General features: G+C 58.4%; 13 protein-coding genes and 1 tRNA gene. 5 read left to right on the top strand and 9 right to left on the bottom strand.

All coding sequences use genetic code 11. The annotated features are described in order from the left end of the window. Positions 1-38: 38 nt before the first annotated feature. The 5 genes from eco to KHQ23_RS22805 form a co-directional block, all read right to left on the bottom strand. Positions 39-530 (bottom strand): serine protease inhibitor ecotin, encoded by a 492-nt coding sequence (eco, locus tag KHQ23_RS22785; protein WP_004175048.1) that lies wholly within the window; start codon positions 528-530, stop codon positions 39-41. A gap of 174 nt (positions 531-704) precedes the next feature. Then, the gene (locus tag KHQ23_RS22790; RefSeq protein ID WP_040211492.1) at positions 705-1,814 is read right to left on the bottom strand and encodes an AI-2E family transporter; all 1,110 of its coding nucleotides are present in this window, start codon (positions 1,812-1,814) and stop codon (positions 705-707) included. A 184-nt stretch (positions 1,815-1,998) separates the two neighbouring features. Then, positions 1,999-2,075, bottom strand: a tRNA-Pro gene (locus KHQ23_RS22795). A 76-nt stretch (positions 2,076-2,151) separates the two neighbouring features. Next, positions 2,152-3,912: an LPS biosynthesis-modulating metalloenzyme YejM gene (yejM, locus tag KHQ23_RS22800; RefSeq protein ID WP_002912990.1), complete on the bottom strand. Its 1,761-nt coding sequence runs from the start codon at positions 3,910-3,912 to the stop codon at positions 2,152-2,154. 18 nt (positions 3,913-3,930) lie between these two features. After that, the gene (locus tag KHQ23_RS22805) at positions 3,931-4,158 is read right to left on the bottom strand and encodes a YejL family protein (protein ID WP_004195346.1); all 228 of its coding nucleotides are present in this window, start codon (positions 4,156-4,158) and stop codon (positions 3,931-3,933) included. A 186-nt stretch (positions 4,159-4,344) separates the two neighbouring features. On the opposite strand from KHQ23_RS22805, the gene yejK reads away from it, so the two are divergent. Then, positions 4,345-5,352, top strand: a complete 1,008-nt coding sequence (gene yejK / locus KHQ23_RS22810; RefSeq protein WP_004144267.1) for a nucleoid-associated protein YejK — start codon at positions 4,345-4,347, stop codon at positions 5,350-5,352. A 19-nt stretch (positions 5,353-5,371) separates the two neighbouring features. Here yejK and KHQ23_RS22815 read toward each other — a convergent pair whose 3' ends face one another. Further along, on the bottom strand, positions 5,372-6,133 hold the full coding sequence (locus KHQ23_RS22815) for a DeoR/GlpR family DNA-binding transcription regulator (RefSeq protein WP_032434875.1): 762 nt from the start codon (positions 6,131-6,133) through the stop codon (positions 5,372-5,374). 82 nt (positions 6,134-6,215) lie between these two features. On the opposite strand from KHQ23_RS22815, the gene KHQ23_RS22820 reads away from it, so the two are divergent. Then, entirely contained in the window at positions 6,216-6,812 is a 597-nt protein-coding gene (locus tag KHQ23_RS22820) for an NUDIX domain-containing protein (RefSeq protein WP_004144265.1), read from the top strand. An 18-nt stretch (positions 6,813-6,830) separates the two neighbouring features. Here the strand turns inward: KHQ23_RS22820 and KHQ23_RS22825 are convergent, their stop codons facing one another. Continuing rightward, positions 6,831-8,117 carry a serine hydrolase gene (locus tag KHQ23_RS22825; protein WP_032434873.1) on the bottom strand — a complete coding sequence of 429 codons (1,287 nt, stop codon included), beginning with the start codon at positions 8,115-8,117 and terminating at the stop codon, positions 6,831-6,833. Positions 8,118-8,221: 104 nt separating this feature from the next. Between KHQ23_RS22825 and KHQ23_RS22830 the strand changes: the two genes are divergently transcribed. Next, positions 8,222-9,109: a LysR family transcriptional regulator gene (locus tag KHQ23_RS22830; RefSeq protein WP_002912983.1), complete on the top strand. Its 888-nt coding sequence runs from the start codon at positions 8,222-8,224 to the stop codon at positions 9,107-9,109. A gap of 58 nt (positions 9,110-9,167) precedes the next feature. Here KHQ23_RS22830 and rplY read toward each other — a convergent pair whose 3' ends face one another. Both rplY and KHQ23_RS22840 read right to left on the bottom strand, forming a co-directional pair. Then, complete coding sequence (gene rplY, locus KHQ23_RS22835) at positions 9,168-9,452, bottom strand: 50S ribosomal protein L25 (protein ID WP_002912979.1); 285 nt, start codon at positions 9,450-9,452, stop codon at positions 9,168-9,170. Between the two features lie 136 nt (positions 9,453-9,588). Continuing rightward, on the bottom strand, positions 9,589-11,346 hold the full coding sequence (locus KHQ23_RS22840) for a DEAD/DEAH box helicase (protein ID WP_004144263.1): 1,758 nt from the start codon (positions 11,344-11,346) through the stop codon (positions 9,589-9,591). 147 nt (positions 11,347-11,493) lie between these two features. Between KHQ23_RS22840 and rsuA the strand changes: the two genes are divergently transcribed. Both rsuA and KHQ23_RS22850 read left to right on the top strand, forming a co-directional pair. Next, positions 11,494-12,213, top strand: coding sequence for a 16S rRNA pseudouridine(516) synthase RsuA (gene rsuA, locus KHQ23_RS22845; protein WP_009486447.1), 720 nt, complete (start codon positions 11,494-11,496; stop codon positions 12,211-12,213). Beyond that, positions 12,210-13,406, top strand: coding sequence for a Bcr/CflA family multidrug efflux MFS transporter (locus KHQ23_RS22850; protein WP_032434871.1), 1,197 nt, complete (start codon positions 12,210-12,212; stop codon positions 13,404-13,406). The genes rsuA and KHQ23_RS22850 overlap by 4 nt, the downstream gene beginning before the upstream one ends. Positions 13,407-13,560 lie beyond the last annotated feature (154 nt).

Raw genomic sequence — 13,560 nt, forward strand, 5'->3', positions numbered from 1 at the left:
CGGGCTGCCGTTTTTTATTGCCGTTTGCGCTGTTCGCCTTAGCGGACGACGGCGTTGCCGATAGTCTCGTCGGCGCGCCAGATGCGATATTTCACATCGACATTGCTCGGCGTGTATACCACGATCGGCAGTTTGCTGTTGTAGCGCAGCATGGCGTCATCCCCGAGGCCGGCAGTGACAAATTTCTTCTCTTTTTTGCCGTCCGGGCAGGCCATCATGGTGGATACCGGGCCGCTCAGCTTCTCAAAGACATAGTAATCATAGCCCCAGCCTTCCAGGGTTTTACTTTCCAGTTCCCCGCCGAGACGATGATGGTTGCAGTCGACTTCCAGCGTCTGGCCGATCATCAGCTCAACCTTGAGCGCCGACTCATCCTGCTGCTGCGGCAGCTGAATAACCTGACGCTTCATGCCTTTTTCCGCTTTCGGGAACGGCGCGACTTTTTCCAGCGGCTGGTCTGCGGCCAATGCGCCAGCGGACATGCAGGCGGCGGTCAGCAGAGAAACGGCTAGCGTAGTGATTTTTTTCACGGTTGATCATCCTTTATTTTCGTTCCTGACAGAGATAGCCTATCATCACTCAGCTGAATGTTAAGATTTATTTACCAATTTTTGCAAAATGAATAGTGTTATCTACTGGTAAGGCATCGGCCGCGCAGAGCGCAACAGAGGCGCTGGCGGGCCGCCAGCCCCCTGCCGGGAAAGCTATTCATTACGGCTATTTTTCGCTTCCTCAATAAACTCTTCATCGATTTCATCGGTGTTGCCGGCATGTTCTCGTCCCGACAGCAGGTTCCAGCAGGCGATAAACAGGGCGGCGATCAGCGGCCCGATCACGAAGCCGTTGATACCGTAGATCTCCATGCCGCCCAGAGTGGCGATAAGGATCAGATAGTCCGGCATCCTGGTATCCTTGCCCACCAGCAGTGGACGCAGAATGTTATCCACCAGGCCAATCACAATCACAAAGAAGCCGACGATAAAGGCGCCCTGCCACAGCTGGCCGGTGGCGAAGAGGTAGATGGCCGCTGGCACCCAGATAATGGCCGAGCCCACCGCCGGAATAAGCGACAGAAACGCCATCAGCGCTCCCCAGAGAATGCTGCCGTCCAGACCGGCGATCCAGAAGGCAAAGCCACCCAGCGCCCCCTGCGCCAGCGCCACGGCGACGGTACCTTTTACCGTGGCGCGGGCCACAGCGGCGAATTTAGCGAACAAATGCTGCTTCACATAGCTTGATAACGGTAGAGACTCGAGGATCAACAGCACCAGATAAGGTCCATCCTTCAGCAGGAAAAACAGCAGATACAGCATGATGCCGAAGCTGACGGTGAAGCCAAAAGTCCCTTTGCCAATCAGAAACGCGCTGCCGGCCAGATACTGACCGCCTTTCAGAGCGGCATCAGAGAGCTGCTGCTGGATCTGCTGCGCGCTATCAAGGTTATGATCGGCGAGGAAGCTTCTGGCCCAGCCGGGGAGATGGGCGAACAGGCTGGCGACCACCGTCGGAAACTGGGTGTCGTTATGCTGCAGTTTGCTGTACACCAGATTGAGCTCGTAGGCCAGCGAGGAGAGAATGATAGCCAGCGGCGTAAAAACGATAAGACAGATAATGACGATGGTCATCAGCGCCGCGAGGCCATTGCGCTCGCCGAGGCGGGTACGGATCTTGTTTTTGACCGGATTAAAAATCACCGCGAGGATCGCAGCCCAAAGGATGGCGGAATAATAGGGTGAGAGAACATCAAAAAAGGCCAGGGTTACAATGAGGACGATAAGGATGAAAAATCCTTTGGTAAGTCCATTAACTCTCATGTTATCCGCTCCTGCTTATGAGTCATACGGTCGAATAATAGATGCTACGACGTAATTTACCATCAGGATAGTCGTACATCTTCACGATACATTGAAGAAAGGGCACAAATTAAGCGAGCGGGCGGCAACAGGGGAAACAGGCATAAAAAAACCAGCCTTAAAAGGCTGGTTTCTGTGGAGTTTTTGGTCGGCACGAGAGGATTTGAACCTCCGACCCCCGACACCCCATGACGGTGCGCTACCAGGCTGCGCTACGTGCCGACGCGTGGGGAACAATATTACCCGTTCCCCAGGCGAATGCAAGCGGGTCACGCGCGATTGATTCATAATTAATCAATCAGTTAGCGATAAAGCGTTTTTCGTCAGTCAGGACCTGCAGCAACAGACTGAGCTGCGGTTTCTGATCTTTAATTTTCTCGCCGTCGCGGCTCCAGGTGGTATAGGTGCCGTTATGGTTGAGGACCACGGTGATGGTCGGGGTGGTGATGGCCAGCGTATCGCCGTTGGCCGCGGTGACCCAGTTACGACGCCGCGCGGCGCTGAACAGATCTTCTCCCTGCGAGTACTCATTGGCCGGCGTCGAAACGTGAAGCAGGCGCTGCATCAGCGTAGTCATCACATCTTTGTTATCGGTCAGGGTGGCAATCTCCTGCGCCGGCGTGCCCGGCCAGTGAATAACCAGCGGCACCTGCAGCTGCTCGCGCGACCAGTCGAACGCGTCGTGTTTCGCATTCAGCGGCTTGCCGTGGCCGCCGGTAATAATTACCACCGTATTATCGAGTTTGCCGGCTTCCCGCAGCGCAGTCAGCACCCGATCGATCTGGGCATCAACGTCGCCAGCCGCCTTGCTGTAGCGGCGGACAAAGCCCTGCTGCTGCGTGTCGTCGAGGGTGGTGCCATTGAGCGAGATCCACGAGAACCAGCGATTCTCATCCTGCGCGTAACGGTCCAGCCAGCCGATCCACTGATTGGCCGTCTGCTCGTCGCTCTGGGTCTTCGCGCTCGGCAGCGAGAAATCGGAGAGCAGCGCCTGGCGATACAGCGGGCTGCTAAACCCATCGGAGGAGAAGAGGCCCAGCTGGTAGCCCTGCTGGTTGAGGGCGGTAATCAGCGCGGCGGGAATACGCGCCGAGAGGACACCGTCCATATAGCCAGGCGAAATACCGTAGAACAAGCCAAACAGGCCGCTGTCGGCGGTATTGCCCGAGCTCATATGCTGGGTAAAGTTAACGTTTTCTTTGGCAAATGCCGCCAGCGCCGGCATGGTCTTTTCAAACCGCGAGTAGTTCAGGTTGTCGACGGTGATCAGCAGCACGTTGTAGCCCGCGCCGAGGTCACGGTAGCGCAGGTTGCTAAGCGGATACTGGACCGATACCGCCTCCGGCGCCCCTTGCTCCACCAGACGACGCTGATAATCCTGGGCGTCGAGCAGGCCATGTTTCTCAAGGAAACGACGGGCGGTCATCGGATAGGAGAGCGGCAGATTCGCCCGCTGCATAGTGATCGGGCGATAGAAATTGGCGTCCGCCCAGATATAGACCAGGTGGCTGCTGACGAACGACAAAAAGAAGAACCAGGCGACCGGGCGGGCGTAATGGCGGCGGCGCGTCAGACTGCGCAGCTTTTGCCAGCTCCAGGTGGCGAAGAGCATTTCAATCAAGAAGATGACCGGGACGCTGATAAACATCAGCTGCCAGTCGCGCGCCATCTCATTCTGGTCAGGGTTGATGACCAGCTCCCAGACGACCGGGTTTAAGTGCAGATGGAAGCGGGTAAAAACCTCGCTGTCTATCAGCAGCAGCGTCATCCCGGCGGTGGCAAGGATCACCGACAGGAAGCGCATCAGGCGCTGCGAGACCACGATAAAGGTCAACGGAAAGAGGATCAGCACATAGCTGGTAAACACCAGAAAGCTGAAATGCCCGACGAGACTGACGTACGAAAACAGTCGTCCGGCAAGCGTCGTCGGCCAGTCGGCGACAAAAAGGTAGCGGCTGCCGAGCACCATGGCCAACAACATGTTGAACAGGGCGAACCAGTGCCCCCAGCTAACCATCTGGGAGACTTTTTCTCGGTAGGGCTGACGTAGAGTCACCATATACTGTCGCTGTTATCCTTAATGCGCTGGATCGTCGTTAATCGAAGATTGCAAAGCCTGCGCGAAAGAACGGGCGATGGCCTGACGCTGCGCCGGCGCGACGCTACTGTTGATCAGGTTGGTCACCATATTGCCTAACACCATCAGTGAAAGGTCCACCGGGGCTTTGTGTGATTCCAGGACGTTCGTCAGCTCGCTGAGCAACTGTTCGACCTGTTGATCGCTATAGCGGGAAATTTGCGGCATAAACTCAAAATCTGTTTGTTCGTGAAAGGGCAACATATTACCGTAGCAGCAGCTTTTTTTCCGCATTTTTTCGCCGCGGCGCAAAAGCGCATCAATCGACGGTAACGACGTCGAAATGTGTGGCGCCAGTTGCGTCGGCCACCCGGCGGTGGTTGAATACCGCCCGGTTTAAAAGGAGAGTTTAACATGAGTCTGGATATCGACCAGATTGCCCTGCATCAGTTAATCAAACGTGATGAACAAAATCTGGAGCTGGTGCTGCGCGAGTCACTGCTGGAGCCGAACGCGACGGTCGTCGAGATGATGGCTGAACTGCACCGGGTCTATAGCGCCAAAAGCAAAGCCTATGGCTTGTTCAATGAAGAGAGCGAACTGGCCCAGGCGCTGCGCCTGCAGCGTCAGGGGGAAGAAGAGTTTCTGGCGTTTAGCCGCGCGGCGACCGGTCGCCTGCGCGATGAGCTGGCGAAATACCCGTTCGCCGAAGGAGGCATTGTCCTCTTCTGCCAGTATCGTTACCTTGCGGTCGAGTATCTGCTGGTGGCGGTACTCAATAACCTGAGCAGTATGCGCGTCAACGAAGAGCTGGATATCCGCTCGACCCATTATCTGGATATTAACCATGCCGATATCGTCGCGCGCATCGATCTCACCGAATGGGAAACCAACCCGGAGTCGACCCGCTATCTGACCTTCCTGAAAGGGCGGGTAGGGCGCAAAGTGGCCGATTTCTTTATGGATTTCCTCGGCGCCAGCGAAGGGCTTAACGCCAAAGCGCAGAACCGCGGCCTGCTGCAGGCGGTGGATGACTTCGCCGCCGATGCCCAGCTTGATAAATCCGAGCGACAGAACGTGCGCCAGCAGGTCTACGCCTACTGCAACGAACAGCTGCAGGCTGGGGAAGAGATTGAGCTGGAGTCGCTGTCCAAAGAGCTCGCCGGCGTCAGCGAAAAGAGCTTCCAGGAATTCACCGCTGAGCAGGGCTATGAGCTGGAAGAGAGCTTCCCGGCGGATCGCAGCACCTTACGTCAGCTGACCAAGTTTGCCGGCAGCGGCGGCGGATTGACCATTAACTTCGACGCCATGCTGCTGGGCGAACGCGTATTCTGGGATCCCGCCACTGATACCCTGACCATTAAGGGTACCCCGCCGAACCTGCGCGACCAGCTGCAGCGCCGGACGTCAGGCGGCAATTAAGCCCTGCGCCCCGGCGGCGCTACCGCTGAACGGGGACGATCTCCACGCCGCTCTGCACCAACTGTTGGCGTAGCGCGGCGTCGGGTTCTCCATCGACAATCAGCGTACTGGCGAGGCTCAGCTCGCCGATGGCAAAGGCCGACGCGGCGTTGAGCTTTTCCCGGGAGGCCATTACCACGGTTTCTGCCGCCCTGGCCGTCAGCGCGCGCTTGATGCCTGCCTCTTCGTAATCACCGGTGGTGAAACCCGCCCGCGGGTGGACGCCGGTCACCCCCATAAAGAACAGATCGGCGTTGATCCGCGCCATTCCCGCCAGCGTCTCGGCGCCGACGGCGACAACCGAATGTTTAAATACTCTGCCGCCGAGCAGGATCACCTCGATTCGCGGGTGGTCCGCCAGCGCCACGGCGATGCCCGGGCTGTGGGTGACCACCGTGCAGCTGAGGTCGGCGGGTAAAAAGCCGATCATCGCCGCGGTGGTGGTGCCGCCATCGACAATCACCACCTGTCCCGGCTGGATCAGGGCTGCGGCGGCGCGGGCGACCGCCTGCTTGGAGGCGATCTGCACGCTTTTGCGCGTTTCAATTGGCGCAATGGCGGCGGATACCGGCAATGCCCCGCCATGGACCCGCTGCAGTTTTCCCTCCGCCGCCAGTTCGCGCAGATCGCGGCGAATGGAGTCCTCGGAGACGTTAAACCGCTGGCTTAGCTCCCCGGACATCACCTGTTTTTCCTCGGTGAGGATCTGGAGGATCTGCTGTTTTCTCTGACTGGCGAGCATCGGTTTTCCTTCATCGAATGATCTTGTTTGTGCACGATTATGCATGTTATGGTGCCTGCTGTCACCTCAAAGGGGAAATAACATGCAAACACATGCACCGCACGTCCGCCACGTTCGCGAGACGCTGCTCTCGGATAACTGGTACACGTTGAAAAAATATACCTTCGAACTGCTGCGTCGGGACGGTCGCTGGCAGGAGCAGAGCCGCGAGGCTTATGACCGGGGCAACGGCGCAGTCATTTTACTCTACAACCGGGAAAAGCGGACGGTGGTCCTGACCCGTCAGTTCCGTTTTCCGGTATTTACTCATGGCCACGACGGATATCTCATTGAGGCGGCCGCCGGGCTGTTGGATAACGCCTCGCCGGAGGCGCGGATCGTTGCCGAAGCGGAAGAGGAGACCGGCTTTCGCGTGACCCGTGTCGAACCCGTCTTCACCGTCTTTATGAGCCCCGGCTCCGTCACCGAAAAACTCTACTTTTTTATCGCCGAATATCAGGCCGATGACCGTCGGGGCGACGGCGGCGGACTGGCGGCGGAAGGTGAGGACATTGAAGTACTGGAGTGGCCGCTGACGCGGGCGCTGCAGGCTATTCGCGATGGCGAGATCATGGATGCTAAAACCATTATCCTGCTGCAACACCTGGCGCTGAATGCCGACACGCTCCTCGCCGGCTGAGCGGCAAGGAGCGGGGAGTTAACGCAGCTCGCGGGCAATGGCGCTGTACATCAGCGCCGCTTCCAACGGCTGAGCGTTGAAGGAAGGTTCCGCCTGCGGCCAGGTCGACCACTGGACGATCACCAGGTGTTCCGCGCGGTTCACCATGATCACCTGGCCGTAGATCCCCAGCGCCCACAGCGACCCTTTAAGCCCTTCCTGCGGCGTCGGCTGGACGTTTTGCGCATTCGCCGGAATCGCGTTATTCCACCACTGATAGCCGTAAATACCCTCCGGATGCGCTGCCGAGACCGAGTTTAGCGCCTTGGTCCAGCTGGCGGCTTGATCGAACCAGCCAGTCGGCACCAGCTGTTTGCCATTGCTTAACCGACCGTCACGGGCGACGAATTCACCAAAGCGGCCCCAGTCTTCAAGGGTGGCGTTAAAGCCGTGGGCGCCGACGTCGTGCTTCCCTTGCTGATAAGCATGCCACACGCCGTCGTGGGCCATCCCGGCCGGCTGCCATAGAGCCTGTTCAAGCCAGGCGGCCAGCGACATGCCGGTGGCGCGCTCCAGGATATCCCCAAGCAGCCAGGCGCCGCCGGAAGAGTAGGACCACTGCTCGCCCGCCGGGTGTTGACGCGCCAGGCCGGTGACGATCTTACGCACGCAGGTATAGGCGCCGGGCTGCGCTTCACACTGGGTCAGGCGGGCGAAATGGGACTGCGGGTCGGTGTAGTCTTCATTCCATTCCACCCCGCTGGTGTGTTGAATCAACTGCTTCAGCGTTACGCCGTCCCAGGCGGTGCCTTTCAGTTCGGGTTCATAAACGGTAATCAGGTCATCAAGGGAGTGGATTTTACCCTGTTGAATGGCGATACCGACCAGCGTCGAGACCACCGATTTGCCTACCGAGCGCGAGGTCCACAGGGTGGTGTCGGTATTACCTTCGGCGAGATATTTCCAGGCGACTTTACCATCTTTCAGCACCAGCATACCGCTGACGTTCTCGCGCTTCAGGTAATCCTGCAAATTCCAGGTGTGGCCGTTGAGCGTATAGCGGGCATCGGTCAGTTGTTTTTCAGCGCGCTCCAGCGTCGTCGAGGCGCCGTGGCGGAAGACATCGCCGGCATAGTTGCGATAGTCATTGCGAAAGCCAATCACGCGTGAAGTCTGATCCCAGCTGAGCATGTCTTTGGCCGCGGGTAGCGTTTGATCGTAAGGCGTTGGGCAGACATCCAGCGTCAGGCTGCCGCAGTGTTGCGCCATTGCCGCCGCCGGCAGCGCCGCCAATATTAACGCCAGGGCCAGTGGTTTTCTTATCATTGTCATTTCCTCGTTTGCCATAGATTCGCTGCGCAGTATATAAATCGGCGCGCGCCGGCTAAAATCAGCACATGGGGGATTTTCCCCCTTAAGGGAGAAAAAGGATGAAAACCCTACAGTATTCATTCGCACAGATTGAAGCCTTCGCGACGATTGCTGAGACCGGCAGCCTGTCGCAGGCGGCCATTCGTTTAGCTAAAGACCGGACCACGCTGCGCGATCTGCTGGACTATCTGGAAGATGCGCTGGGCTACCGGCTGTTCAGCCGTGAAGGACGTAGCCTGACGCTAACTGCCGAGGGCGAGCAGCTGTTTCGCCAGGCGCATCTGCTGTTGCGTCAGGCGCAGGCTTTCGAGTCTTTTGCGCAAACGCTGCCGCAAACCGCCGGGCAGGCGCTGCGTCTGGTGTACGATCCCTTCGTGCCGCGTGAATTTCTCTGTGCGCTGGCCGATAACCTGGCCCGACGGCAGATCCGCCTGAGCTGCTGGAGCGCCTCGCGTCGCGAAGCCGAGCAGGCGCTGAGCGATGGCGTGGCGGAGATGGCGATTTGTCAGGCTAACAACCGCACGCTGGGGAGCGAAATGGAGTGGCGGGCGCTCGGCACCGTGGATCTGCGTTTCTACGCGGCGGACAGCCTGTTCCACGACGCTCCGCGGCCGCTGACGTTATTGAATCTTTCGTTGACGCCGCAGTTAGTGATGCACCGGCGCAGTGACGATCAAATCGCCCGCCGGCTGCAGATTTCCGGCCATACGCTGTATATGAATGAAATTACCCTGTTGCGCCATGCGCTGGAGCAGGGGAGGGGCTGGGGGTTTTTACCGGACCATTTGCGGCCAGGCGAGTGGCAGGGAGTCAGTGAAATCGCGACGGAGGTCGGCAGTCAGGGGCTGAACGTCACTATGGTGATGCTCTGGCTGCCCGGAATGAATAAGCATCGGATGCTTAGCGACATCGTGCACGAGGCGCCGGAGCTTTGGCAGCGCAGATAACAAAACGCCCCGGAGCCTGAGACCCCGGGGCGCTTGCCATACAACTTGCTATCGGCGATTACGCGCGAACGAAGTCGATGTGAGTCAGTTTCGGCTTGAACGCGTGGCGCTGAACAGCCTGAACTTTGACTTTTTCTTCTTTGCCATCAACAACGACGGTCAGAACTTCGCTGTAAAACTCAGCTTTGTCCTGCATGTTCCATACTTTGTCGTGGTCCAGTTCGATAGCAACCGGAGCAGCTTCGCCACCGTAGATGATTGCCGGGAACTTGTTAGCTGCGCGCAGGCGGCGGCTCGCACCCTTACCCTGCTCTTTACGTACTTCTGCGTTGATAGTAAACATTGATGTCTCTCTATATATAAAGCCTGCTACAGGCGACCCAGCAACAGGCGGATTATCTGCTTTGCGAATGCAAAAGCGGGCGGCATTATAGCCGCCAAACGACACCCGGGCAATCAAAACCTCAGCTTTCCGGTAATTAACGCAGCTCGTTGGCGCGACGAAAACGCCCCTGATAATCGAACACTTTTTCCCGCACCTGCCAGTACTGCCCCTTCATGCGGGCGACGACAAAGTCCGGATGGCGCAGCAGCGCCTGCTGGGTCACGATATCCGCCGGCGTTATCCAGCGCAGCGGCACCCCGGGGGTGCGGGTATGCGGGCGAATAAACAGTTGTTCGAAGGCGGTGCGCTGGGCGGGGGTCTGCAGACGGAAGCGCTCACTGACATCCGCCCCGTCTTCATCGTAGTAGGTGATTTTCAGCCACGGGCCCTTCTCGTCGCCGCCGTGCTGCAGGGCCATGCCGCTGCAGCGCAGCACCAGCGCGTCCTTCAGTTTCAGCGCCGCCTTCAGCATATCGTCCGGGTCAACCAGTATAGTGTCGCACTCCCGGCAGCGGCGGGCGGCGATGTCGTTTTCCGCATTACACTGCGGGCAGTTTTTAAAGCGAAAGCGGAAGTCGCACTGTTCGCGGTGGCCGTCGTCATCTTCGAACCACCCCTGGCAGCGGCGGCCAAAGTGTTCAATCAAGGTGCCGTCGGCGGTGGTTTTGCCCCAGAAGGTATTGGCGAAGCCGCAGGCCGGGCAGAAGACCTGCACCGGCACGTTGTCGCTTTTGCCCTTCGGCGTCCCCACTTCCGGGGCATACAGGTCATGCGGATTGCCGGCGTAGTCGAGGATCAGACAGTCGGTTTTCCCCGGCGCCAGGCGCAGACCGCGGCCAACGATCTGTTGGTAAAGACTCACCGACTCGGTGGGGCGGAGGATGGCGATCAGGTCGACGTGCGGGGCGTCGAAGCCGGTGGTCAGCACCGCGACGTTCACCAGATAGCGATACGCCTGCGCTTTAAAGGCCTCGATGATGCGATCCCGCTCCGGCCCAGGCGTTTCGCCGGTGATCAGCGCCGCCTGGCCTACCGGCAGCAGGCCGGTCACTTCCCGGGCGTGTTCCACGGTGGCGGCAAAGATCATCACCCCTTTGCGGTTTTCGGCGAACTCCACGATCTGGCTGACAATATGCGGCGTGATACGCTGTTGTTTTTTCAGCTCATGGTTAAGATCGGCTTCGCTGAACAGGCCGTTGCTTTGCGCCTGCAGGCGGCTGAAATCGTACTGCACCACCGGCATATCGAGGCGCTCCGGCGGCGTCAGATAGCCGTGTTTAATCATATAGCGCAGCGGTAGCTCATAGATGCAGTCGCGGAATAGGGCCTTTTCATCGCCGCGCACCATCCCATGATAATGGAACTGATAGATCCAGCCCTTGCCAAGGCGGAACGGCGTGGCCGTCAGGCCGAGCAGCCGGATCTGCGGATTGACCTGCCGCAGGTGACCGATGATCTGCTGATACTGGCTGTCGTCATCATCGCTGATGCGGTGGCATTCATCGACGATGAGTAGCGAAAATTCGCTGCGAAACTGGTCGAGATTGCGCGCCACCGACTGCACGCTGCCGAACACCACTTTGCCGTGGCTCTCTTTTCGCTGCAGACCGGCGGCGAAGATATCCGCCTCGAGGCCAAGGGCGCAGTATTTGGCATGGTTCTGCGCCACCAGCTCTTTGACATGGGCCAGCACCAGCACGCGGCCGCGCGCCAGCCTGGCAAGCTCGGCGATCACCAGACTTTTGCCCGCGCCGGTGGGCAGGACAATCGCCGCCGGCTCGGTATGGCGACGGAACCAGGCGAGGGTGGCATCGACGGCTTCTTGTTGGTAAGGACGTAATGTAAAAGTCATGAATTCACGGGGCTAATTAACTGGCGAATAGTATGCCATGAATCTTTTCCCTTGAGTGGTGTTAAGAGCCCGTTATACTAGCCGGTGAAATTCTTCTTTTTCGGGCGATTTGCCCGCTCCAGCACTATGACAGGCTAAAAAAATCTCATGCGACTTGATAAGTTTATCGCTCAGCAGCTGGGCGTCAGCCGGGCTATTGCCGGGCGTGAAATTCGCGGCAGCCGCGTTACCGTGGACGGCGACATTGTGAAAGATGCCTCTTTTAAGCTCCAGCCGGAGCACGAGGTGGAGTATGACGGAAATACGCTGACCCAGCAGAATGGCCCGCGTTATTTTATGCTCAACAAGCCGCAAGGGTACGTCTGTTCCACCGACGATCCCGATCATCCGACTATCCTTTATTTCCTCGACGAGCCGGTGGCGCATAAGCTGCACGCCGCCGGACGGCTGGATATCGACACCACCGGGCTGGTGCTGATGACCGATGACGGCCAGTGGTCGCATCGCATTACCTCGCCGCGCCACCATTGTGAAAAAACCTATCTGGTGGCGCTGGAAAACCCGCTGGCGGAAGGGACCGCTGAGCTGTTCGCCAAAGGCGTCCAGCTGCATAACGAAAAAGATCTCACCAAACCGGCGTTGCTGGAAGTTATCACTCCGACCGAAGTGCGCCTCACCATCAGCGAAGGCCGCTACCATCAGGTGAAACGCATGTTCGCCGCCGTGGGCAACCACGTGGTTGGCCTGCATCGGGAACGCATCGGCGACATCCTGCTGGATGAATCGCTGGCGCCGGGTGAATATCGTCCGCTGACGGAAGCGGAAATCGCCAGCGTGGGCGCCCCGCAGCCACGGAGTAAAACGTGACGCTGAAGCAGAATTCTTCACTGGGGATTGTGTTTATCCTTGGCCTGCTGGCCATGCTGATGCCGCTGTCTATTGATATGTATCTTCCGGCCCTGCCGGTGATTGCCGCCCAGTATAACGTCCCGGACGGCAGCGCGCAGATGACGCTCAGCACCTATATCCTCGGCTTTGCGCTGGGTCAGCTGCTGTACGGCCCGATGGCGGACAGCCTTGGCCGCAAGCCGGTGATCCTCGGCGGGACGCTGGTCTTCGCGGCGGCGGCGGTAGCCTGCGCCCTGTCGCAAACCGTCGATATGCTGATTGTCATGCGTTTCTTCCACGGTCTGGCAGCCGCGGCGGCCAGCGTGGTGATTAACGCCCTGATGCGCGACATCTATCCGAAAGATGAGTTTTCGCGCATGATGTCGTTTGTCATGCTGGTCACGACCATTGCGCCGCTGGTGGCGCCGATGGTCGGCGGGGCGGTGTTGGTCTGGTTCAGCTGGCATGCCATCTTTTGGATCCTCGCCCTGGTGGCCCTGCTGGCCTCGCTGATGATCGGCCTGTTTGTCCGCGAAACGCTGCCGGCTGAAAGGCGTCAGCCGTTCCATCTGCGCACCACGCTGGGTAACTTTGCCACGCTGTTCCGCCACAAGCGGGTACTGAGCTATATGCTGGCGAGCGGCTTTAGCTTCGCGGGCATGTTCTCTTTCCTTAGCGCCGGTCCCTTTGTCTACATCAATATAAACCACGTCGCGCCTCAGCACTTTGGCTACTATTTTGCGCTGAACATCGTTTTTCTGTTTCTGATGACCATGTTCAACAGCCGGTTTGTGCGGCGGGTAGGGGCGTTGCGTATGTTCCGCGCCGGGCTGCGGATCCAGTTTGCCATGGCGGTGTGGATGGTGGTCTGCGCGCTGCTGGATGTCGGCTTTTGGTCACTGGTGATCGGCGTAGCGGCCTTTGTCGGCTGCGTATCCATGGTGTCGTCTAACGCCATGGCGGTGATCCTCGATGAGTTTCCGCATATGGCGGGCACTGCTTCGTCGCTGGCGGGGACTTTCCGTTTCGGTATCGGGGCGATTATCGGCGCGCTGCTGTCGATGGCGACGTTTACCACCGCCTGGCCGATGCTGATCTCTATTGCCTTCTGCGCAACCTGCTCTATTTTCTTTTCGCTTTACGCATCCCGGCGGCGAAAAATCGCACGCTAGGTCACATTTTCAGGGGCGAAATCGCCCCTTTCTTGATGCATGTCAACCGCAATGGGCTTCAGGGTTCTGCCATTTGTTTCCTTTATGTAAAATCAATTAGTGTAAAAAGTCGCATTGTTGCGATAAAAAAGTTGTTTTGGATCACAGAAACGGG

Source organism: Klebsiella sp. 64, assembly GCF_018223915.1.
In the GTDB taxonomy this organism is placed as follows: Bacteria; Pseudomonadota; Gammaproteobacteria; order Enterobacterales; family Enterobacteriaceae; genus Klebsiella; species Klebsiella pneumoniae.